Source organism: Paenirhodobacter sp. (assembly GCF_041916475.1).
Classification (GTDB): domain Bacteria; phylum Pseudomonadota; class Alphaproteobacteria; order Rhodobacterales; family Rhodobacteraceae; genus Rhodobacter.
The window spans coordinates 76,366-96,312 of record NZ_JAYRZN010000011.1 but is presented as its reverse complement, the minus strand read 5'-3'; the positions used below and the strand labels follow the sequence as shown (position 1 = coordinate 96,312).

Sequence of the window (19,947 nt, the reverse complement as noted above, 5' to 3'; positions counted from 1 at the left end):
GGCTAGATCAGGGTTTCCCCCATTGTCTAAGATTCCCCACTGCTGCCTCCCGTAGGAGTCTGGGCCGTGTCTCAGTCCCAGTGTGGCTGATCATCCTCTCAAACCAGCTATGGATCGTCGGCTTGGTGAGCCGTTACCTCACCAACTACCTAATCCAACGCGGGCCGATCTTTTGCCGATAAATCTTTCCCCCGAAGGGCACATACGGTATTACTCCCAGTTTCCCGAGGCTATTCCGTAGCAAAAGGTACGTTCCCACGCGTTACTCACCCGTCCGCCGCTAGATCCGAAGATCTCGCTCGACTTGCATGTGTTAGGCCTGCCGCCAGCGTTCGTTCTGAGCCAGGATCAAACTCTCAAGTTGAAACCCCCGAAGGGGTTCTTGACGTCGAACCTTGCACATATCTGCTGCCCCTAAGGGCAGTCACATCTGCTTGTCGTTCCTCGCAATCGCGAAGACCGCCAAACAGTGAAGCTGACAATCACATCATCGGCCGAAGCCTAGTGACCCGATATGCTCCGGTTCGCGTCGCAAATGCAACCAAACCGCCCGCATATCTCTTCAGATATCCATCAATGTCAAAGAGCAAAGACAACAAAATCAACCAACTGCTACCATCCTTTGGCGCAGCCAGCCAACCCGTCATCCATTTTAACCACCGGTCCACCGCGTCGCCGCCGCTTCCCGTCCCGCCGCCCCGCTTCGTTTCCGTCTGCGCCGCGTCGGTGAGGGGCTATTTACGGATCACGCCGGGGATACGCAAGAGGGTCATCGCAAAATTCTTGGATTTTTTATGACAGATCGGCCTACGCCCAATAAATTAAGGGCAATGATGCCCAACGCCACCAAAGGCGGCAGCGTGCAAACCGTGAGCCCGCAAGCCGGAGCCCGGGCTAATCCCGTAATTGGCCACACAACCGACGACACACCGGGTGTAAACCCCCTGGGGCGGGAATCGATTCCCTCGATTCCCGCCCCACACGCCCGGCCTGCCGCCCGTTTCGGCGGCAGCGCCTTCAATACCACCGACCGATGGTCACGATCTCGATTTCGGCCGCCACCCGCGCGTTGGAGGTATTGAAGGCAGAGACGCTCAGCCCTGTCGCCGTGCGCCCGGTGATCCGCGGAATGATCGCGGTCGTGGCGGAGCTGTTGACCCCGAGCGTGGTGATCAGGTCCGTGGTCGAGGCAAAAGCCGCCGGGAAGGTCACTGCCGCTTCGCCGGTCGTCAGCGTCGTCACCTTTTGCCAGCAGGTCTGGTTGCCGTTCTGGCTCCGCTCATAGCGTCCCTGCGTAGTCGACACCGTCTCGATCGCCGCACCGCTGATCCAGCCGCCCCAGGCGCCCCCCGTCCGCGCCCGGCTGAAGATCGCCCCCACCGGCGCCGCCGAAGCCGTAGAGGCCTCAACCACCAGCAGCTGGACCTCCTGCCCGGCGCCGCGGCGCTGGTGCAGCAGGATCCCCGCCTGTGCACCCGTGGGCCCGCCCGAGCTTCCGAGCGCCACATCATAAGCATAGAGCCCGGGGGCAATCGTGCTGTCGGTAAGGCCGATATTGGCCACCAGCGGCGCTACACCACCGATCCCGAACGCCCCCACCCGCAGCAGCCGGCCCGCCGTCGCATCCGACGTCGACGCCTGCACGCCCGTCCCGGTCACGGCACCGTTGATCACCGCACCATTGTCAAAGGTCACCGTACCGGTCGTGGCCGCCGCGCGCAGCGCGCTTTGGAACGTGCTGCCGTCGGCGCTCACCTTGATCTCGAAATTGTCGCTCCCCGCGAGCCCCATTTCCGCCCGGCCGGACCAGTTCGTCTGAAACAGCAGGCTCCCCGTCGCGGCCTGGGTGGCCTTGTTGATCTTCAGCTGGTGCCCGGCCCCGGCATGGGTCAGCAATGTCGCGGGCGCAGAGACGGCCAGCCGGTTCGTACTGTCGGCGGTGGTGGCGATGCCCAGCATCTCTACCGAAGACGTGTCCCCGCCCGAACCCAGGCTCTGCCAGGCCGAGCCGGTCCAGACCACCTCCACCCCGCTCTCCTGCACATACACGCGCCAGCCCATCTTCGGGGAGACGAAGCGCCAACCCTGCGCATCGCCCCCCCAGACCGCTATGCTGTTGCCCTCGCCCGCCCAGGCCCCGGTGGCGCCCGTTCCGACCAGATGTCGGTCTCCCACCGTCAGCGTGCTCGGTGGGCTGGTCAGCCCGCGGCTCAACACCGCCGCCTGAACCACCACATCCAGCAGATCCAGCGCCTCGTTATGGGTCACATGTTTCTGCGCCTGCGACGGCAGAATATAGGGAAGCGACAAAATGGGGGACGTATCGGACATCGGTAACCCTCTCCAGCCAGTTGCCGCCAAACTAGGAGATGAGGGTTAATGACGCGAAAGGGCAGCGTACGCTGCTCCGCTCAGCCGATACGCGCCCCGGATCTGCTGTCAAACAGCACCGCCCGCGACAGATCCAGCCAGACCGCCTGCCGCGCCCCCACCTCCGCGGTGGCCGGCAGCCGCGCGGTGATCAGCCGCGCCCCAAGCCGCAGCCCCAGGAACACGTCCGACCCCGTCGGCTCCACCATCTCCACCGGGAGCTCCAGCGCCACGCCCTCGGGCGCCCGCTCCGCCGAAACCGCCTCCGGCCGCAGGCCAAGCGTCACCGCGCGCCCCGGCTCCAGCGTCACGGCCAGCGGCAGCGCGACCTCCGCCCCCTCCAGCTGCAGCGTCTGCCCGTCGAGCCCGACCGTCCCCGGCAGCATGTTCATCGCCGGCGCCCCCATGAAATCCGCCACGAACATGTTCGCAGGCGCATTATAAATCTCGGCCGGAGCGCCCGCCTGCTGCACGACCCCGTCCTTCAGCACCACGATCTGCGTCGCGAGCGTCATCGCCTCGATCTGGTCATGGGTCACATAGATGATCGTCGCGCCTGTCGCCTGATGCAGGCGCCGGATCTCTGCCCGCACCTCCACCCGCAGTTTCGCATCGAGATTGGAAAGCGGCTCGTCGAACAGGAACAGCCGCGGCTTGCGCACCAGCGCCCGCGCCATCGCCACCCGCTGCCGCTGCCCGCCCGAAAGCTGCCCCGGCCGCCGGTCGAGCAGATGCTCGATCTGCAGCGTCTTCGCCACCGCGGCCACATCCACCGCTCTCTGGGCCGCGGGGACGCCGGCCATCTCCAGCGGAAAGGCGATATTCCCCGCCACGGTCATGTTCGGATAGAGCGCGTAACTCTGAAACACCATGGCTATGTCGCGTTTCGAGGGATGCAGCCCGAGGACACTCTGGCCATCGATCCGGATGTCGCCCGCGGTCGGCGGCTGCAGCCCGGCAATCGCGTTCAGCAAGGTCGACTTGCCGCAGCCCGACGGCCCCACCAGCACCAGAAACCCGCCCTTCTCCAGCCGGATGTCGACCCCCTTCAGGATCTGCAGCCCGCCAATGGTCCGCTCCAGACGCTCGATCTCGATGAAGGCCATGCTCTATCCCTTGACCGCGCCGGCCATCAGCCCGCGCATGAAATACCGCCCGGCCAGCACATAGACGAGCAGCGTCGGCAGCGCCGCGATGACCGCCGCCGCCATGTCCACATTGTATTCCTTCACCCCCGTGGAGGAGGCAACCAGGTTGTTCAGCGCCACGGTCATCGGCGCCGCCGCCCCCGAGGTGAACGACACCCCGAACAGGAAGTCGTTCCAGATATTGGTGAACTGATAGATGACCGTCACCACGATGATCGGTGCCGAAGACGGCAGCAGGATCCGCCAGAAGATGGTGAAGAACCCGGCCCCGTCCATCTGCGCGGATTGGATCAGCTCGTTCGGGAAGGTTTCATAGTAATTGCGGAAGAACAGCGTGGTGAAGCCGAGCCCATAGATCACATGGGTCAGCACGAGCCCCGCCGTCGAATTCGAAAGCCCGAGCAGCCCCAACATCCGCGCCATCGGAATCAACACCGACTGAAACGGTATGAAGCAGGCAAACAGCATCAGCCCGAAGACGACCCTGTGCCCCGGGAACACCCATTTCGTCAGTACATAGCCGTTCAGCGCCCCGAGCGCGGTGGAGATCAGCACCGCCGGCACCACCATCCGGATCGAATTCCAGAAGTAGTCCTTTATGCCCGCACAGGTCACGCCAATACAGGCCTCCGCCCAGGCCCGCAGCCAGGCCGCCGCGGTGGGCTGGGCCGGCAGGGCCAGGATGTCGCCGCCGCGGATCTCGTCCAGCGTCTTGAACGAGGTGGTCAGCATCACATAGAGCGGCGTCAGATAGAACCCGGCGAACAGCAGCAGCAGCCCATAGATCACCACCCGGTTCAGCCGCGCCGGACGCACGGCCATGATTTCGCTCATCGCCGCTCCTCCCGCAGCTCGGAATAGAGGTAAGGCACCATGATCGCCGCTATCCCCATCAGCATGATCATCGCCGAGGCAGAGCCCACCGCCATCTGGCTGCGGGTGAAGGTGTAGGAATACATGAAGGTCGAGGGCAGCTCGGTGGCGTTCCCCGGCCCGCCACCCGTGAGCGCGATCACGAGGTCGTAGCTCTTGATCGCCATATGGGCGAGTACGATCACCGCCGAGAGGAACGCCGGGCGCAGCAGCGGAATCACGATGCGGCGGTAGATGGTCGGAGTCGAGGCCCCGTCCACGGTTGCGGCCTTCAGCATTTCGCCATCAATGCCGCGCAGGCCCGCCAGGAACATCGCCATCACGAAGCCCGAGGCCTGCCAGATCCCGGCGATGGCCACCGTATAGATCGCCATCTCCGGCCGGACCAGCCAGTCGAAGGTGAAGCCCTCCCAGCCCCAGCCCCGCACCGTGTTCTGAAACCCCATGCCCGGGTTCAGGAACCACTTCCACGCCGTTCCCGTCACCACGAAGGAGAGCGCCATCGGATAGAGGTAAATCGGCCGCAGCACGCCCTCGATGCGGATTTTCTGATCGAGCAGGATCGCCAGCGCGAGCCCGATCACGATACAGACCACGATATAGATCGAGCCGAAGACCGCCAGGTTCTTCAGCGCCATCCACCAGTTCGGCTGGCTGAACAGCCGCTCATAGGCGTCAAACCCCGCCCATTGATAGACCGGCAGCAGCCGCGACTTCGACAGCGACAGAACCGCCGTCCAGACGATGAAGCCATAAACGAACATCAGGATCAGGGCGAAACTCGGCGCCAGTACCAGCCGCGGCAACCAGCCCTGCATGCGCGTGACCATGGACCCTCCCCCTCGCTTCGGGTGCCTCCCGGATGGCGCGGGCCACTCCCGGCCCGCGCCACAGGCTCACATCGCCGCCTTCACCGCCTGCGGCAGGCGCTTCAGCGCCTCGTCGGTCGAGATCTGGCCGTTCAGCTGCTGCGTCACCACATCAAAGATCGCTTCCTTCACCGAGGACGGCTGGCCATGGCCATGCGCCAGCGAGCCGGCCAGCGTGCCATTCGCCGCGGCCTCGGCCAGATCCCTCATGCCCTTCTTGCCACAGGCGTCGAAGTCGGTATCCGGCACGTCGGTGCGCGCCGGAACCGAGCCCTTCACCTTGTTGAAGGCAATCTGGAACGCCGGATCCATCACCGCCGCCGCCATCTTGAGCTGGGCATCCTTCAAGCCCGCATCCTTCTGCTCGAACATCACGAACTGGTCAGAGTTGAACAGCACATTGCCCTGCGTGCCCGGGAAACGGATACAGACGAAATCCTTGTCCGGCACGTTGCCTGCCCGCAGGAATTCGCCCTTGGCCCAGTCGCCCATTTCCTGCGCACCGGCCTTGCCCTCGATCACCATCGCCGAGGACAGGTTCCAGTCGCGCCCGGAGAAGCTGTTGTCGAAATAGCCACGCAGCCGGGTCATGTCGTCGAACACCTGCCGCATGGTCTCACCGCTCAGCGCGTCCGGATCGGCCTCCAGTACCGCCTTCTTGTAGAAATCCATCCCCCCGCGCGACAGCACCACCGCCTCCCACAGCGTGCCGTCCTGCCAGGGCTGCCCGCCATGCGCGAGCGGCACAATTCCCTGCGCCTTGAAATTGTCCAGCATCGCAAAGAATGCATCCATATCGGCCGGGGCCTTGCCGCCCGCCTTGTCCAGCGCCGCCTTGTTGATCCAGAGCCAGTTCGTGGAATGCACGTTCACCGGCGCCGCAATCCAATGCCCGTCATATTTGGAGAATGCCTGAATCGCCTGCGGCACCACCTTGTCCCAGCCCGCGGGCCCCGCCAGCGTATCGAGGTTGCTCAGCACCCCCATCTCCGACCATTCGCGAATATCGAACCCCAGCATCTGCACCGCCGTCGGCGGATCGCCCGCCGTGACCCGCGCCCGCAGCGCCGTCATCGCCTGCACGCCCGATCCCCCCGCGACCGGCATGTCCTTCCAGGCAACCCCCTTGGCGGCCAGATCCTCCTTCAGAACATTGAGCGCCGCCGCCTCGCCTCCCGCCGTCCACCAATGCAATACCTCGACGCTTTCCTCAGCCCGGGCCGCGCCCGCGCACAAGGCCAGACAGGCCGTTCCGGCCAGAAAGACATGTCGCATCTCTTATCCTCCCAAGCCGGATCCTCCCCCCGGCGCCCTATTTATAACGTTTTCATTTCCAGTTATGTCAACTGATTCATTCGCCGCAGCTGCACAGTCACCATATTGAATTTCAATTGTTAATCTGTATGTAATCGCATCTCCGGGGCATCTCCCGTTTTTTGCAAACGATATAATGGCAGTCTGCACATGGTTCAGGGCAAGCCCACATTGCGTACCGTCGCACAGATCGCAGGCCTGGCCGTGACCACGGTTTCGCGCGCCCTGGCCGATGCCCCCCAGATCGCGCCCGACACCCGCGCCCGGGTACAGCAGATCGCCCGCGAGATCGGCTATTCCCCGGACCGCGCCGCGCAGCGCCTGCGCACCGGGCGTACGAATGTCATCGCCCTGGTGCTGAACCCGCATGAGGAAATCCTCGGCTACGGTTCCTCGATGATCCGCGGTATTTCCGAGGCCCTGCGCGGCAGCCCCTATCACCTTGTGGTCATGCCGAATTTTGCCGATGCGCCCGAGGCGGAGACGGTCGAGAAAATCATCCGCAACCGCCTCGCCGACGGCGTTCTGATCTCCCGGACCCGGCCGGACGACCTGCGAATCCGGCTGATGCTGGAGCGCGGGTTTCCCTTCGTCTCGCATGGCCGCACCGAGCTCGCGACCCCGCACCCCTGGGTCGATTACGACAACCGCGCCTTCGCCCGCGCCGCCACCGCGCGGCTGGCTGCCGCAGGCGCCCGAAGCCCCGCGCTGATCGCCGCACCGCCGGAATTCACCTTCGCGCACCATCTGCGCCTGGGCTTCCTGCGCGGCTGCGAAGAGGCCGGGCTGAGCGGGCAGATCCTTGACACCGTCACACTCGATTCCCCCGCCGAGCAGATCTACGCCCATATCCGGGCACTTTTGCGCGATCCCTCCGCGCCCGATGGCTTCATCTGCGCCGGGGAGGTCTCGGCGCTGGCGGTCAATGCCGCCTGCATCGATTCGGGCCGCCCCGCCCGCGTTGTCATGAAGACCACATCGCAGGTCGCCCAGTTCCTGCGCCCCCGCTTCGACACCATCCACGAAGACCTGGCCGAAGCCGGCCGCCTCATGGCGGGCCTGCTGCTGCGCGCCATCGCCGGAGAGCCGGCCGAAGCCCTGACCCATCTGCAGCCCGCCGCGCCCTTCACCGGAGATCCGCAATGACCGACAGCGTGCCCCGTCATGGCCCCTGGTGGGGCACCGAGGATCACCGCAGCTACCTGCTCCGCGATGCCTTGCGGCAGTTCCGCTTCTTCGCGCGCAGCCTCGACGTGGCCGGAGGCTTCCACGCGCAGGATTTCGACGGCGCCCCGATTCCCGGCGCGCCCCGCGAGCTGCACGCCACCACCCGCATGGTTCACGCCTTCGCGCTCGGCCATCTGGCCGGGGTGAAGGGCGCCGACGACATGATCGACCACGGCATGGCCAGCCTCTGGCGCCATCACCGCGACGGGGCCCACGGCGGCTATGTCTGGGCCTTCGCGCCGGGCGGCGCCACCACCGACGCCAGCAAGCTCGCCTATGGCCATGCCTTCGTTCTCCTCGCGGGCGCGAGCGCAAAGGCCGCGGGCCATCCGGATGCGGACCGCCTGATCGAGGATGTGTGGGAGATCATCAACGTCCATTTCTGGGATCACGACCAGGCCCGCATGCGTGAGGAATACACCCGCGACTGGGCCGAATTCTCCGCCTACCGCGGGATGAATGCCAATATGCATTCGGTGGAGGCGCTGCTTGCCGCCAGCGAAGCCACCGGCGATCGCAGCTTCGCCGCCCGCGCCCGCATGATTCTGGATTTCTTCGCGGGCCATGTGGCCCCGCGGCATGAGTGGCGCCTGCCCGAGCATTACAACCGCGATTGGCACGTCGACCCCGCCTACGAGGGCAACCCCATGTTCCGCCCGGCGGGCACAACGCCGGGCCATTCGCTGGAGCTCTCCCGCTTGCTGCTTCAGGCCTGGGACATGGACGGGCGCCGCGATCCCGCGCTGCTACGCTGGTCCGAGAAGCTCTATGCCCGCGCCCTCTCGGATGGCTGGGACAGCACGCATGGCGGCATCCTCTACACGGTGGATACCCACGGCCGCCCGCTGCGGCGCGCGCGCTACTGGTGGCCGGTGACAGAGGCGATCGGCGCCGCCGCCGCCCAGCTGAAGCGGCAGCCGGATGAGGCGCTGCAGGAGGATTACCTGCGCCTCTGGCGCTGCGCCGAAGACCTGTTCATCGACCGCCGGCGTGGCGGCTGGTTCCCGGAGGTCGGCACCGACAACCGTCCGGATGCGCGTCAGTTCACCGGCAAGCCCGATATCTATCACGCCATCCAGGCCTGCCTGTTCCCGCTGTTGCCCGGCCTGTCCGGCGCCACCACGGAGCTGCCCACCCTGGCGCGCGAAATTGCTGCCTTGCAGGGGTGAGCGCCCCTTTGCCGCAGCTGCGCCGTTCACGACCATTTTTCTTGCCAGCGCGGGCGCGGGCTGTCACGTTCCCGTCATGTCGCGCGCAACGAAGGGCCTTTGTGTATCGGTTGTCCTGCTGGGCCTTCTGGCCCTGCTGAGCAGCTTCGTGCCCGAGCGCGGCGCAGCCGGCTTCTGGGCGCATGCCGAGCGCATCGCCTTGATCGGCGGCGAGGACCGTCTGTTTCTTTCCAAAGCCACCACTCCGGACGACCTGCCGCCCGCGATCCTGCCCGTCCCCGCTCGGCTTGTGATGCCGCTCGTCCGGAATTTCCCGGCCACGATCGACCTCGCCGCAGGCCCGGACCGGATCATCCGCACCCATTCCTGGGCCGAATCGCGCGCGCCGCCCCGCATCCTCTGATCCCGACACGCGCCGCGCCGTCCGCGCGGCACCTCATGGTTCAAGGAGAAAGAACATGCTCAGCAATGGATTGGCGCTTCCGCATCTGCTTCTGATCGCCGTCGTGGTCCTCGTGCTCTTCGGCAAGGGCAAGGTCGCAGGCCTGATGGGCGAAGTCGGCAAGGGTATGACCGCCTTCAAACGCGGCCTGAAAGACGAAGAATCCGAAACGCCCGCGATCGCATCCCCCGTCGCCCAGGCCACCGCCGCGGCACCCGCCGACGAAAACAAGGCCTGACGCAAGGCCAGGTCGCCCGGGGGCTGGTTGACACCAGGGCCAGCGTGACACAGGTTCTTTGAACACCCCGGGACCACCCCCGGGGGCGGTCTCGACCGCAGATTGGAACAGCACGATGGTCACCAACACGGATCCCCCCGGCGGCAAACCGCGCAGGAAGCTCGACCCGGATATCCTGTCGCGCGTGCCCCACCGCGCGATGTTCCGTCGCCCGCTGATCTCCGATGTCTCGGCGGCGCGCTGGCTGCTGCTCGCCATCATCGCCGCGTCGATCTATTTCTTCTATGGCTTCCTGGTGCCGGTTCTGGCGGCAGGGGTGATCTGCCTCGCCAGCTGGCCCATCCGCAACTGGGCGGTGGAGCGCTCCGGCCGCACCGGTGCCGCGATCCTGATGGTCCTGCTGATCGTATGTTTCCTTGTGGTCCCGATCACCATGGCGCTCGTCTATGCTTTTGGCGAGCTGCAGAGCTGGACCGGCTGGGCCTTCGAGGTCAATGCCGTCGGCGCGCCCACGCCGGACTGGATGCTCCGCCTGCCCCGCATCGGCCCCTGGATCGATCAGCAATGGGTCGAATTCGTCGGCCGCCCCGGCGCCATCGGCGAGCTGGTGCAGCTGGTCAGCGGCTCCAACATCGGCGCGATCTACCGCGGCCTGCTCACCGCCGGGGCGCTGGCCTTCCATCTGGCGCTGACGCTGCTGTTCATGCTGATCACCCTGTTCGTGCTCTACCGCGACGGCGAAAAGATCGCCGCGCAGATCGACCGGGTCGGCCTGCGCATCCTGCCCACCCGCTGGGAGCGGCTGTCGCGCGTGGTCCCCGCCACGATCTCCGCCACCGTGACCGGCATGACCCTGATCGCCATCGGCGAAGGCGTGGTGCTGGGCATCGCCTACTGGCTCGCCGGGGCACCCTCGCCGGTCACGCTCGGGGTCATCACCGGCTTCATGGCGCTCATTCCGGGCGGCGCGCCGCTCTCGTTCACGCTGGTCTCGGTCTATCTGATGGCCAATGGCCAGACCGTCGCCGGGATCGCCCTGTTCGTCTGGGGCACGGTCGAGCTGTTCACCGTCGACAAAACCATTCGCCCCGTGCTGGTCGGCGGGCCGGTGAAGCTGCCGTTCCTGCCCACCCTGTTTGGCCTGGTTGGTGGGGTCAAAACGCTCGGAATCGTCGGGCTGTTCGTCGGGCCGGTGCTGATGGCGCTTCTCGTGACGATCTGGCGCGAATGGCAGCGGGAAATCGTCACCGAAGCACCGCAGCAGCCCGAATCGGCTTCAGGCACCCCCTGAGGCCCCCGCCGCAGAGAAATCCGACATATATTGTCAGAAATTTGCCTCAGCCTCCTGCTGAAGCCTTGCGCCACGCCCATGACTTCGCGATAAGCAGTCCATCAGCCAGTTTCCCTCCCCGGATGGAATACGAGCCGTTTGATGTCGATGACGCGCATGTCTGCAGGCGACCCCACCCTTTGGCCGGTTCAGCCCCGCATGTCAGGCGCCATGTGCGGCACCGAGTTCTCGGCCGCACCGAACAACGGGAAGATGCCAGACCGATGACCCTGTGCGCACAGAAACCGAACCGCTCGCAATCGACCTGGCAGCGCCTCGCGCCTGCCGTTCTGGCAGGTCAGGTGTTGCTTGCCGCGCCGCTCTGGGCTCAGGAGCTGCCGCCCGCAGCCGCGCCCCAATCGCTCAGTACCACACCCGCCGAAACGGCGCCCGCGCCGGAAGCCCCCGCGCCGGAAGCGGCTGCACCGAATGCCCCCGCGATCGGAAGCGTTGATGGCGGAGCCGCGGAAGCCCCCGCTGCAGGCCCGGAACTGCCCGCCGCTGCAGGCGCGCTCCCCGAAGCCCCGGTGGCGGAGGCCCCCGCTCCGGCCCCCTCGCTGATGGAGGATCCCGCAGGCGCGATCGCCCATATGATGACGCCGCGGCACCGCGACCCGGCCCTGCCGCATGATCTCTCGCCCTGGGGCATGTTCCTCGCTGCGGATACCGTGGTGAAGGCCGTGATGCTCGGCCTCGCCTTCGCCTCCATCGTCACCTGGACGATCTTCCTCGCCAAGACGATCGAGATGACCGGCGCCATGCGCAATGCCCGTGCGATGCTGCGCACGATCCGGAGCGCTCGCAGCCTGGACGATGCCGCAAGCACCCTCGACGGCCGCCGCGGCCCCGCCGCGGCCATGGTCGCCACCGCCCAAAGCGAGATGTCGCTCTCCGAAGCGGTCCTAGATCATGCCGGGGGCGATGGCCTCAAGGAGCGGGTGAGCGCGGCCGTCACCCGGATCGAGGCCCGCGCCGGGCGCAAGATCGCCATCGGCACCGGCATCCTGGCCACCATCGGCTCCACTTCGCCCTTCGTCGGCCTGTTCGGCACGGTCTGGGGCATCATGAACGCCTTCATCGGCATCTCGAAATCCCAGACGACCAATCTGGCCGTCGTCGCCCCCGGGATCGCCGAAGCCCTGCTGGCCACGGCCATCGGCCTCGTCGCCGCGATCCCCGCGGTGATCATCTACAACCACTTCGCCCGCCAGACCGCGCGCTACAAGCACCTGCTCGGCGATGCCGCAACCGGAGTGGAAATCCTCGTCAGCCGCGATCTCGATTACCGCCAGATCCCGCATGGCCGCGGCGCCGTGCTCGCCGCGGTCCGCCCGGCGGCTGCGGAGTGACCGGCCATGGCGGGTGGAATCAGACAGGGCTCTGACGGTCTCGATACCGAGGAAAACAGCGAGATCAACGTCACCCCGTTCATCGATGTGATGCTTGTGCTGCTCATCATCTTCATGGTGGCGGCGCCGCTCGCGACGGTGGACATGAACGTGGACCTGCCGGGCTCCACCGCGACGCCCGCCGAGCGCCCCGACAAGCCGCTCTGGCTCACACTGAAGGCGGACCATACCTTGGCCGTGGGCGAAACCATCGTCGCGGCCGATGGCCTCGGCGCGGCCCTCAATGCCGTGACCGAGGGAGACCGCGAGACCCGGATCTTCCTGCGCGCCGACAAGAGCGTGGATTACGGCAGCCTGACCGACACGCTGAACCTGCTGCGCGCGTCCGGATACCTGAAGGTCGCGCTGGTCGGCCTCGAGGTCGCGCCGGGGGCGACCGCGCAATGAACCCCTGGCTCGATGAAGCGCGGAGCCTGCGCTTCGGCGGCGTGGCGACATGGACGCTCGCCACCCTCGCCGTGATCGGCGCGCATGGGGCCGGGGCGGCCTATCTGCTGCGCCCGGTACCGCAGGCGCAGGATGCCGCGGCGGCTCCCGCGCTGATGCTGGAGCTCGCGCCGATGCCCGAGGCCGTGAACACCGATCAGACCAATATCGCCGACAATCTTCGGGACGCCGCCGAGGTGAAGGCCTCCGAACCGGAGCCGGAGCCAATACCAGAGGAGCTTACCGAGGACACACCCCCGCCGCTCCCCGAGCCCCTGCCGGAGCCAGAGCCGGTGCAGGAATACGAGGAGCCGGTGACAGAAGCCGCCGTCGCCCTAACCAAGGTCCGCCCGGAGCCGCGCCCGCGGCCGGAGAAAGCCGAACGGCCCGAGCCGCCGAAAGACGAGAAGCGCGAGCACAGGAAACGGCGCGAGCCGCCGCCCTCCGTCGCACAGAACCGGGCCGCAGCCGAGGTGCAGAAATCTGATCGCAACGCCTCGCAGGCGCGCGAAGGCGCGAGCGGCGCGGCCACGGATCCCCGCTGGGTCTCGCGCCTGCAGGCCCATCTGCAGCGCTACCGCAGCAAGGTGCGCGCGACGCCGGACCGCAATGCGGGCGTGGTGAAGGTGCGCTTCAGCATCGACGATTCGGGCAATGTGCTCTCGGTCGCGCTGGCGCAAAGCTCAGGCATGCCCGAGCTCGACGACAATGCCGTCGCGACCGTGCGCCGCGCCTCGCCGGTGCCCCCGCCGCCGCCCGGCATGTCGCGGCGCAGCTTCGTGATCCCGGTCGCCTTCGACCCCCGCAGCTTCCGCTGAGGGGGCCGTTTCAGGCCCGCTCGATGGCGATGGCGATGCCTTGGCCGCCGCCGATGCACATCGTGATCAGCCCGAGCCGCCCGCCGGTCCGTTCCAGATGATAGAGCGCCTTCACCGTGAGAACCGCGCCGGTGGCCCCGATCGGGTGGCCAAGCGCGATCGCGCCGCCATTCGGGTTCACCTTCGCCGGATCCAGACCCAGCCCGCGCGACACGGCAAGCGCCTGCGCGGCAAAGGCCTCGTTCGATTCGATCACGTCGAAATCGCCCGGTGCCTTGCCGATTCGGGCGCAAAGCGCCTGCACGGCGGGGATCGGGCCGATCCCCATCACCTCCGGCCGCACCCCGGCCACCGCATAGCCCAGGATCCGTGCCCGCGGCACCAGGCCTGCGGCCTCCGCCGCCTCCGCCCGCGCCAGAACCAGCGCCGCCGCCCCGTCGTTGATGCCCGAAGCATTGCCCGCCGTGACCGACCCGCCCTTCTGAAACACCGGCTTCAGCCCGGCCAGCGCCTCGGCAGAGGTCGCGCGCGGATGCTCATCGGTGTCGAACATCACAGCGCCCTTCCGCGTCACGATCTCCACCGGCACGATCTCGTCGCGGAACGCGCCCGCCGCAATCGCCGCCGCGGCCCGGGCCTGGCTTTCCAGCGCGAATGCGTCCTGATCCTCGCGGCTGATGGCGTTCTCGCGGGCGACATTCTCCGCCGTCACCCCCATGTGCCCAGTACCGAACGGGCAGGTCAGCGCGCCCGTCATCATGTCTATGGCCGAAGCATCGCCCATCTTCTGGCCGAATCGCGCCTGCGGCAGGATATAGGGCGCGCGGCTCATGCATTCGGCCCCGCCTGCGAGCGCAAAATCCGCGTCGCCCAGCATCAGCGCCTGCGTGGCCGAGACGATCGCCTGTGCGCCCGAGCCGCAAAGCCGGTTCACGTTCATCGCCGGCGTCCCCACCGGCACCCCCGCCTCCACCGCCGCGACCCGGCTCAGATACATGTCGCGCGGCTCGGTGTTCAGCACATGACCAAAGACGACCTGCCCGATTCTTTCGGCCGGGAGCCCCGCGCGCGCGATGGCGGCACGGGCGGCGAACGTGGCAAGCTCGATCGGCCGGAAGCCCGCAAGGCTGCCCCCGAAAGTCCCGATTGCCGTGCGCGCGCCCGACAGGATGACGATGCCGGTCATGGTTCCCCCCTTGCTCCGGAATTGCGGGGGCAAGCCTAGCAAACCGCGGATCGGGGCGCGAGTTGCCGCTCGGGCAAGTGACGGGACGTTACGGCCGCAGCGGCACCCGGCCCGCGGGGGTCAGCAGCCAGGCGTCGCGCCCCTCGATCACCGCGGCAGAGACCGGGCCGCCATAGGCCGCGCTCGAATCCATGTTCAGCCGGTTGCCGTAATGGGTCACCTTGTCGATGGCGGTATGGCCATGCACCACCAGAACGCCATGGTCGCGCTCGTCCTCGAGGAAGCCCTTGCGGATCCAGGTCAGGTCGTCCTCGACCTGATGGCGCAGGTCGATCCCGGGCCGGATCCCGGCATGGACGAACAGTGCCTCACCATGCAGGAAATGCGTGGGCAGTGCCGCGATCCAGCGGCGCGCGGCCTCCGGCACGGCCGCAAGCGCCTCGGCATGAACCTCCTCGCGCAGGCGCTCCTCGGCATTGCGCACGCCATAAGAGGCGAGCGTCATCGCGCCCCCGAGCCGGGGATGCAGCCATTCCAGTTCGCGCGTCAGCATCGGATCATGTGCATAGGGATCGTCGAGGAACATCGAGAACATGCGGTCGTGGTTGCCCTTCAGCACCACCCAGGGCTCGCCCCGCTGCTGCCCCGCCATCAGATGCTCCACGACCGCACGCGAATTCGGGCCCCGGTCCACCAGATCGCCCACATGCACCAAGGGCGCCGTGGCATCGCCTTCCCGCGCCCTGTCCTCGGCCACCAGGGCCTGTGCCGTTTTCAGAAGGTCGATATGGCCGTGAATGTCGCCAACCGCATAGGCGCGCATGCAGATCTCCCAAAGCAAAGGGCCCCCCGCCGCGGCAGGAGGCCCGGGAATAACACCCGCCTGTGTACCTCAGGCGACGGCGAATTCCAGCGGTTTCACCTGCTGGAACAGGCCAGTGGCCTCGAGCGCGTTCACAACCGCGACAGGCAGCGGCTCATCGAGATAGGCGATGGCAATCGCCTCGCCGCCCGCAGCCGCCCGGCCAAGGGTGAAGTTCGCGAGGTTCACGCTGTTCTCGCCAAGCAGGGTGCCGAGCTTGCCGATGATGCCGGGCACGTCCTTGTTGGTCGTATACAGCATGTGCGGGCCGACTTCGGCGTCGATGTTGATGCCCTTGATCTGGATGAAGCGCGGCTTGCCATCCGAGAAGCAGGTGCCCGCCACGGCGCGTTCGCGCAGATCGGTGACGACGGTGACCTTGATATAGCCGTCGAACACGCCCGTCTTGTCCTGCGTCGTGGTGGAGATCTGGATCCCGCGTTCCTTGGCAATGACCGGGGCCGAGACCATGTTCACATCCGGGTTCACCCGCTTCAGGATGCCGGCGATCACCGCGCAATCCAGCGCCTTCAGGTTCATCTTCGAGACGGTGCCGTCATAGGTGACGTTGATCGCGATGATCGGCTCGTCGGTCATCTGGCCGACGAAAGCGCCGAGATATTCCGCGAGCTTCACCCAGGGGCCCATGACCTTCGCCTCTTCGGCGGTCATCGAGGGCATGTTCAGCGCGTTTTCCACCGCCCCGTCGAGCAGGTAGTTCGACATCTGCTCGGCCACCTGCAGCGCCACATTCTCCTGCGCTTCGCTGGTCGAGGCGCCGAGGTGCGGGGTGCAAACCACGTTCGGCAGGTTGAACAGCACGTTCTCCGTCGCCGGTTCCACCGAGAACACGTCGAGCGCCGCGCCCGCCACATGGCCGGATTTCAGCAGGTCGGCCAGCGCCACCTCATCCACCAGGCCGCCGCGGGCACAGTTGATGATCCGCACGCCGGGCTTGGTCTTTTCCAGGTTCTCGCGGCTCAGGATGTTGCGGGTCTGGTCGGTGAGCGGCACGTGCAGGGTGATGAAATCGGCGCGCTTCAGCAGCTCGTCGAGTTCCACCTTCTCCACGCCCATCTTGTCGGCCTTTTCCTGCGACATGAAGGGATCATAGGCGATGACCTTCATCTTCAGGCCCTTGGCCCGGTCGCAGACGATGCCGCCGATATTGCCCGCGCCGATCACGCCCAGCACCTTGGCCGTCAGCTCGACGCCCATGAACTTGGATTTCTCCCATTTGCCGGCATGGGTGGAGGCCGAGGCTTCGGGGATCTGCCGCGCCACCGCGAACATCATCGCGATCGCATGTTCGGCGGTGGTGATCATGTTGCCGAAGGGCGTGTTCATCACGATCACGCCGCGCTTCGAGGCCGCTTCCTTGTCGACATTGTCAACGCCGATCCCGGCGCGGCCGACGACCTTGAGGTTGGTCGCCTGCTCCAGCAGTTTCTCGGTCACCTTGGTGGCCGAACGGATCGCGAGGCCGTCGTAGTTGCCGATGATCTCGGCCAGCTTGTCCTTGTCCTTGCCGAGCTTCGGCTGGAAATCGACCTCGATCCCGCGATCACGGAAGATCTGGACGGCGGCGTCGGAGAGTTCGTCGGAAATGAGAACCTTGGGGGCCATGATGGGGCTCCTGAATGGGGGTATCGGGGAAAAGGGCAGGCCCGCCGGGGGCCCGCCGCGCTTTCACAGATCAGGCGAGTTCGGCCTGCGCCGCAATCTCGGCCTCGAAGGCATATTCGATCCAGGGCATCAGCGCCGCGACATCGGCCTTCTCGATGGTGGAACCGCACCAGATCCGCAGACCGGCCGGGGCATCGCGATAGGCACCGGCATCAAGCGCCACGCCTTCCTTCTCAAGCCGCTTCGCGATCGCCTTGGCAAAGGCCGCGCCGTCCTTGATCCGCGCATCGGTAAACTTCAGGCAGACCGAAGTGCACGATGCATTGGCCGGCGTGTTGGCCAGATTGGCGATCCAGGGCTTCGCATCCACGAAATCCTTCACCACCTTGGCGTTGCCTTCGGCCCGCGCGATCAGGCCCTTCAGCCCGCCGATCGTCTGCGCCCATTTCAGGGCGACGAGGTAATCCTCGACGCAGAGCATCGACGGGGTGTTGATGGTCTCGCCGACGAAGATGCCCTCGATCAGCTTGCCCGCCTTGGTCATGCGGAAGATCTTCGGCAGCGGCCATGCGGGCTTGTAGGTTTCCAGCCGCTCGACAGCGCGGGGCGACAGGATCAGCACGCCATGGCCGCCCTCGCCGCCCAGCACCTTCTGCCAGGAGAAGGTGGTGACGTCGAGCTTGTCCCAGGGCAGATCCATCGCGAAGGCGGCGCTGGTCGCGTCGCAGATGGTCAGGCCGTCGCGGTCCGCCGGGATGTCGTCGCCGTTGGCGACGCGCACACCCGACGTGGTGCCGTTCCAGGTAAAGACGACGTCGGTGTTGAAATCGACCGTCTTGAAATCGACGATGTCGCCATAGGCGGCTTCCTTGACCTCGGCGTCGATCTTGAGCTGCTTCACCACATCGGTGACCCAGCCGGAGCCGAAGGATTCCCAGGCACACATGGTGACCTTGCGGGCGCCAAGGAGCGACCAGAGCGCCATTTCGACGGCGCCGGTATCCGAGGCGGGGACGATGCCGATGCGGTAATCCGCCGGAACGCCCAGAATTTCACGGGTGAGGTCGATTGCCTCTTTCAGCTTCGCCTTGCCAACGGCAGCGCGGTGCGAACGGCCGAGCGGCGCATCTGCGAGCATGTCGAGGGTGAAGCCGGGGATCTTCGCGCAGGGGCCCGAAGAAAAACGCGGATTGGCCGGACGCGTAGCCGGTGCGGGGGTCGCCATGACTGGTATCCTTTCAGATAAACGCCTCTTGTTGGGAAGAGGTGTCCCGCTGCCGCAATTACGCCTGTGCCGCGCGCACTGCAAGAAAAAAGATGTCGCAAAAGATCGAACTTTCGTCGCACCAAGGCTGCTTGGCCTGCTCCGGGCGGGGAATCGGGGGCGGCGCAGCGCCGCCCCCGGATCTTATTGCAGGTCGCCGAAGGCGCGGGTCAGGCGCACGACCGCCTCTTCGATTCGCGCCCGCGGCGTCGCCAGGTTGAAGCGCAGCCAGCCCTCGCCGCCCGCGCCGAAGGTCGGGCCGTGATTCGCCGCGATTTTCGCCTCCCGCTCCACCCGCGCGGTGAATTCCGCCTGCTCCATCCCGGTGCCGCGGAAATCCACCCAGGCCAGATAGGTCGCCTCCAACGGCATCGCCCGCAGCCCCGGGATCGCACTCACCCCCGCCTCGAAGAGCCGCCGGTTCCCGTCCAGATAGGCGGTGAGCGCATCCACCCAGGCCGCGCCCTCGGGGCTGTAGGCGGCGCTGGCCATGGTCAGCCCGAAGCTGTTGGGCGAAAGCCCGAGCGCCGCCATCCGCCCCATGAACGCCGCGCGCAGCGCCGGATCGCCGATGATCACATTGCCGGTATGGCCGCCCGCGATGTTGAAGGTTTTGGTCGTGGCCGTCATCGTCACCACCGGCAGGTCGGTCACCGTCGCCATCGGCAGGTGCCGGTGCCCTGGCATCACCAGATCGTGGTGGATCTCGTCGGAGACCAGCAGCAGATCGTGGCGCCGCGCGAAATCGGCCACGCGCTTGAGCTCGTCCTCCGTCCAGACCCGGCCGCCGGGGTTGTGCGGCGAGCACAGGATCAGCATCCGGGCGGAGCTGTCCACGATCTCGTCCCAGGTCTCGAAATCCATCTCGTAGCGGCCATCCACGAGCTTCAGCGGGCATTCCACCACCCGGCGCCCGGCCGCCCGGATCACCCGTGCGAAGGCATGATAGACCGGCGTCATCAGCACCACCCCGTCGCCCGGCCGGGTGAAGGCATCCACACAGATCCCGGTGCCGTTCACCAGCCCATGCGTGGTGAGGATCCAGTCGATCTCAACCTGCCAGCCGTGCCGCTGCGCCATCCACCAGCGCACCGCCTCCAGATACGCGGCGCTGTCGCCCCAGTAGCCATAGACCCCGCGCGCCACCATCGCCTCCAGCGCCGCCTGCACGCAGGTGGGCGGGCGGAAATCCATATCCGCGACCCACATCGGAATGCCGTCCCGCGGGCTGACGCCATAGATCCGCTCCATCTCGTCCCATTTGGACGAATGGGTGCCGACCCGGTCTATGATTTCGTCGAAATCGGGGGAAAGGCTCATCGCACACAGCTCCTTCGGGCATCCTGTTCCACACGAGACGCATACACCGGGAAGGG

18 protein-coding genes and 1 rRNA gene are annotated in these 19,947 nt (G+C 66.5%); 8 read left to right on the top strand and 11 right to left on the bottom strand.

The window, feature by feature from the left end; translation table 11 throughout:
* From ACOMG5_RS06775 to ACOMG5_RS06750, 6 genes are all read right to left on the bottom strand, one after another.
* Positions 1 to 364 (bottom strand): 16S ribosomal RNA (locus tag ACOMG5_RS06775); the annotation flags it as partial.
* 653 nt (positions 365 to 1,017) lie between these two features.
* Positions 1,018 to 2,331 carry a DUF2793 domain-containing protein gene (locus tag ACOMG5_RS06770; protein ID WP_420343033.1) on the bottom strand — a complete coding sequence of 438 codons (1,314 nt, stop codon included), beginning with the start codon at positions 2,329 to 2,331 and terminating at the stop codon, positions 1,018 to 1,020.
* Positions 2,332 to 2,411: 80 nt separating this feature from the next.
* Positions 2,412 to 3,476 carry an ABC transporter ATP-binding protein gene (locus tag ACOMG5_RS06765; RefSeq protein ID WP_420343032.1) on the bottom strand — a complete coding sequence of 355 codons (1,065 nt, stop codon included), beginning with the start codon at positions 3,474 to 3,476 and terminating at the stop codon, positions 2,412 to 2,414.
* A 3-nt stretch (positions 3,477 to 3,479) separates the two neighbouring features.
* Positions 3,480 to 4,352 carry a carbohydrate ABC transporter permease gene (locus ACOMG5_RS06760; protein WP_420343031.1) on the bottom strand — a complete coding sequence of 291 codons (873 nt, stop codon included), beginning with the start codon at positions 4,350 to 4,352 and terminating at the stop codon, positions 3,480 to 3,482.
* Positions 4,349 to 5,221 (bottom strand): carbohydrate ABC transporter permease, encoded by an 873-nt coding sequence (locus ACOMG5_RS06755; RefSeq protein ID WP_420343030.1) that lies wholly within the window; start codon positions 5,219 to 5,221, stop codon positions 4,349 to 4,351. The genes ACOMG5_RS06760 and ACOMG5_RS06755 overlap by 4 nt, the downstream gene beginning before the upstream one ends.
* Positions 5,222 to 5,287: 66 nt before the next feature.
* A complete protein-coding gene (locus ACOMG5_RS06750; protein WP_420343029.1) occupies positions 5,288 to 6,535 on the bottom strand; it encodes an ABC transporter substrate-binding protein in 1,248 nt (415 codons plus the stop codon).
* Between the two features lie 189 nt (positions 6,536 to 6,724).
* Here ACOMG5_RS06750 and ACOMG5_RS06745 point away from each other — a divergent pair, with 189 nt between their 5' ends.
* From ACOMG5_RS06745 to ACOMG5_RS06710, 8 genes are all read left to right on the top strand, one after another.
* A complete protein-coding gene (locus ACOMG5_RS06745; RefSeq protein ID WP_420343028.1) occupies positions 6,725 to 7,720 on the top strand; it encodes a LacI family transcriptional regulator in 996 nt (331 codons plus the stop codon).
* Positions 7,717 to 8,970: an AGE family epimerase/isomerase gene (locus ACOMG5_RS06740; RefSeq protein ID WP_420343027.1), complete on the top strand. Its 1,254-nt coding sequence runs from the start codon at positions 7,717 to 7,719 to the stop codon at positions 8,968 to 8,970. Before ACOMG5_RS06745 ends, ACOMG5_RS06740 begins: the two co-directional genes overlap by 4 nt.
* A 76-nt stretch (positions 8,971 to 9,046) precedes the next feature.
* Positions 9,047 to 9,373 carry a hypothetical protein gene (locus ACOMG5_RS06735; protein ID WP_420343026.1) on the top strand — a complete coding sequence of 109 codons (327 nt, stop codon included), beginning with the start codon at positions 9,047 to 9,049 and terminating at the stop codon, positions 9,371 to 9,373.
* A 55-nt stretch (positions 9,374 to 9,428) separates the two neighbouring features.
* On the top strand, positions 9,429 to 9,650 hold the full coding sequence (locus ACOMG5_RS06730; protein WP_420343025.1) for a twin-arginine translocase TatA/TatE family subunit: 222 nt from the start codon (positions 9,429 to 9,431) through the stop codon (positions 9,648 to 9,650).
* A gap of 199 nt (positions 9,651 to 9,849) precedes the next feature.
* Complete coding sequence (locus ACOMG5_RS06725) at positions 9,850 to 10,941, top strand: AI-2E family transporter (RefSeq protein WP_420343036.1); 1,092 nt, start codon at positions 9,850 to 9,852, stop codon at positions 10,939 to 10,941.
* 263 nt (positions 10,942 to 11,204) lie between these two features.
* Positions 11,205 to 12,329, top strand: coding sequence for a tonB-system energizer ExbB (gene exbB, locus ACOMG5_RS06720; protein ID WP_420343024.1), 1,125 nt, complete (start codon positions 11,205 to 11,207; stop codon positions 12,327 to 12,329).
* 6 nt (positions 12,330 to 12,335) lie between these two features.
* Positions 12,336 to 12,776, top strand: coding sequence for a TonB system transport protein ExbD (gene exbD, locus ACOMG5_RS06715; protein ID WP_420343023.1), 441 nt, complete (start codon positions 12,336 to 12,338; stop codon positions 12,774 to 12,776).
* Positions 12,773 to 13,633 (top strand): TonB family protein, encoded by an 861-nt coding sequence (locus ACOMG5_RS06710; protein WP_420343022.1) that lies wholly within the window; start codon positions 12,773 to 12,775, stop codon positions 13,631 to 13,633. Before exbD ends, ACOMG5_RS06710 begins: the two co-directional genes overlap by 4 nt.
* Positions 13,634 to 13,643: 10 nt before the next feature.
* Here ACOMG5_RS06710 and bktB read toward each other — a convergent pair whose 3' ends face one another.
* The 5 genes from bktB to ACOMG5_RS06685 form a co-directional block, all read right to left on the bottom strand.
* Positions 13,644 to 14,819 carry a beta-ketothiolase BktB gene (bktB, locus tag ACOMG5_RS06705; protein ID WP_420343021.1) on the bottom strand — a complete coding sequence of 392 codons (1,176 nt, stop codon included), beginning with the start codon at positions 14,817 to 14,819 and terminating at the stop codon, positions 13,644 to 13,646.
* Positions 14,820 to 14,907: 88 nt separating this feature from the next.
* Complete coding sequence (locus ACOMG5_RS06700) at positions 14,908 to 15,642, bottom strand: metallophosphoesterase (RefSeq protein WP_420343020.1); 735 nt, start codon at positions 15,640 to 15,642, stop codon at positions 14,908 to 14,910.
* 69 nt (positions 15,643 to 15,711) lie between these two features.
* On the bottom strand, positions 15,712 to 17,307 hold the full coding sequence (gene serA, locus ACOMG5_RS06695; protein WP_420343019.1) for a phosphoglycerate dehydrogenase: 1,596 nt from the start codon (positions 17,305 to 17,307) through the stop codon (positions 15,712 to 15,714).
* Positions 17,308 to 17,377: 70 nt separating this feature from the next.
* Positions 17,378 to 18,532 carry a phosphoserine transaminase gene (locus ACOMG5_RS06690; RefSeq protein ID WP_420343018.1) on the bottom strand — a complete coding sequence of 385 codons (1,155 nt, stop codon included), beginning with the start codon at positions 18,530 to 18,532 and terminating at the stop codon, positions 17,378 to 17,380.
* A gap of 183 nt (positions 18,533 to 18,715) precedes the next feature.
* Entirely contained in the window at positions 18,716 to 19,891 is a 1,176-nt protein-coding gene (locus ACOMG5_RS06685) for a MalY/PatB family protein (RefSeq protein ID WP_420343017.1), read from the bottom strand.
* Positions 19,892 to 19,947: the final 56 nt, after the last annotated feature.

Bases quoted from the DNA above. Each gene is read 5' to 3' on its own strand.
- ACOMG5_RS06770 (WP_420343033.1), bottom strand. From the start codon at position 2,331: ATGTCCGATACGTCCCCCATTTTGTCGCTTCCCTATATTCTGCCGTCG.
- ACOMG5_RS06765 (WP_420343032.1), bottom strand. From the start codon at position 3,476: ATGGCCTTCATCGAGATCGAGCGTCTGGAGCGGACCATTGGCGGGCTG.
- ACOMG5_RS06760 (WP_420343031.1), bottom strand. From the start codon at position 4,352: ATGAGCGAAATCATGGCCGTGCGTCCGGCGCGGCTGAACCGGGTGGTG.
- ACOMG5_RS06755 (WP_420343030.1), bottom strand. From the start codon at position 5,221: ATGGTCACGCGCATGCAGGGCTGGTTGCCGCGGCTGGTACTGGCGCCG.
- ACOMG5_RS06750 (WP_420343029.1), bottom strand. From the start codon at position 6,535: ATGCGACATGTCTTTCTGGCCGGAACGGCCTGTCTGGCCTTGTGCGCG.
- ACOMG5_RS06745 (WP_420343028.1), top strand. From the start codon at position 6,725: ATGGTTCAGGGCAAGCCCACATTGCGTACCGTCGCACAGATCGCAGGC.
- ACOMG5_RS06740 (WP_420343027.1), top strand. From the start codon at position 7,717: ATGACCGACAGCGTGCCCCGTCATGGCCCCTGGTGGGGCACCGAGGAT.
- ACOMG5_RS06735 (WP_420343026.1), top strand. From the start codon at position 9,047: ATGTCGCGCGCAACGAAGGGCCTTTGTGTATCGGTTGTCCTGCTGGGC.
- ACOMG5_RS06730 (WP_420343025.1), top strand. From the start codon at position 9,429: ATGCTCAGCAATGGATTGGCGCTTCCGCATCTGCTTCTGATCGCCGTC.
- ACOMG5_RS06725 (WP_420343036.1), top strand. From the start codon at position 9,850: ATGTTCCGTCGCCCGCTGATCTCCGATGTCTCGGCGGCGCGCTGGCTG.
- exbB (WP_420343024.1), top strand. From the start codon at position 11,205: ATGACCCTGTGCGCACAGAAACCGAACCGCTCGCAATCGACCTGGCAG.
- exbD (WP_420343023.1), top strand. From the start codon at position 12,336: ATGGCGGGTGGAATCAGACAGGGCTCTGACGGTCTCGATACCGAGGAA.
- ACOMG5_RS06710 (WP_420343022.1), top strand. From the start codon at position 12,773: ATGAACCCCTGGCTCGATGAAGCGCGGAGCCTGCGCTTCGGCGGCGTG.
- bktB (WP_420343021.1), bottom strand. From the start codon at position 14,819: ATGACCGGCATCGTCATCCTGTCGGGCGCGCGCACGGCAATCGGGACT.
- ACOMG5_RS06700 (WP_420343020.1), bottom strand. From the start codon at position 15,642: ATGCGCGCCTATGCGGTTGGCGACATTCACGGCCATATCGACCTTCTG.
- serA (WP_420343019.1), bottom strand. From the start codon at position 17,307: ATGGCCCCCAAGGTTCTCATTTCCGACGAACTCTCCGACGCCGCCGTC.
- ACOMG5_RS06690 (WP_420343018.1), bottom strand. From the start codon at position 18,532: ATGGCGACCCCCGCACCGGCTACGCGTCCGGCCAATCCGCGTTTTTCT.
- ACOMG5_RS06685 (WP_420343017.1), bottom strand. From the start codon at position 19,891: ATGAGCCTTTCCCCCGATTTCGACGAAATCATAGACCGGGTCGGCACC.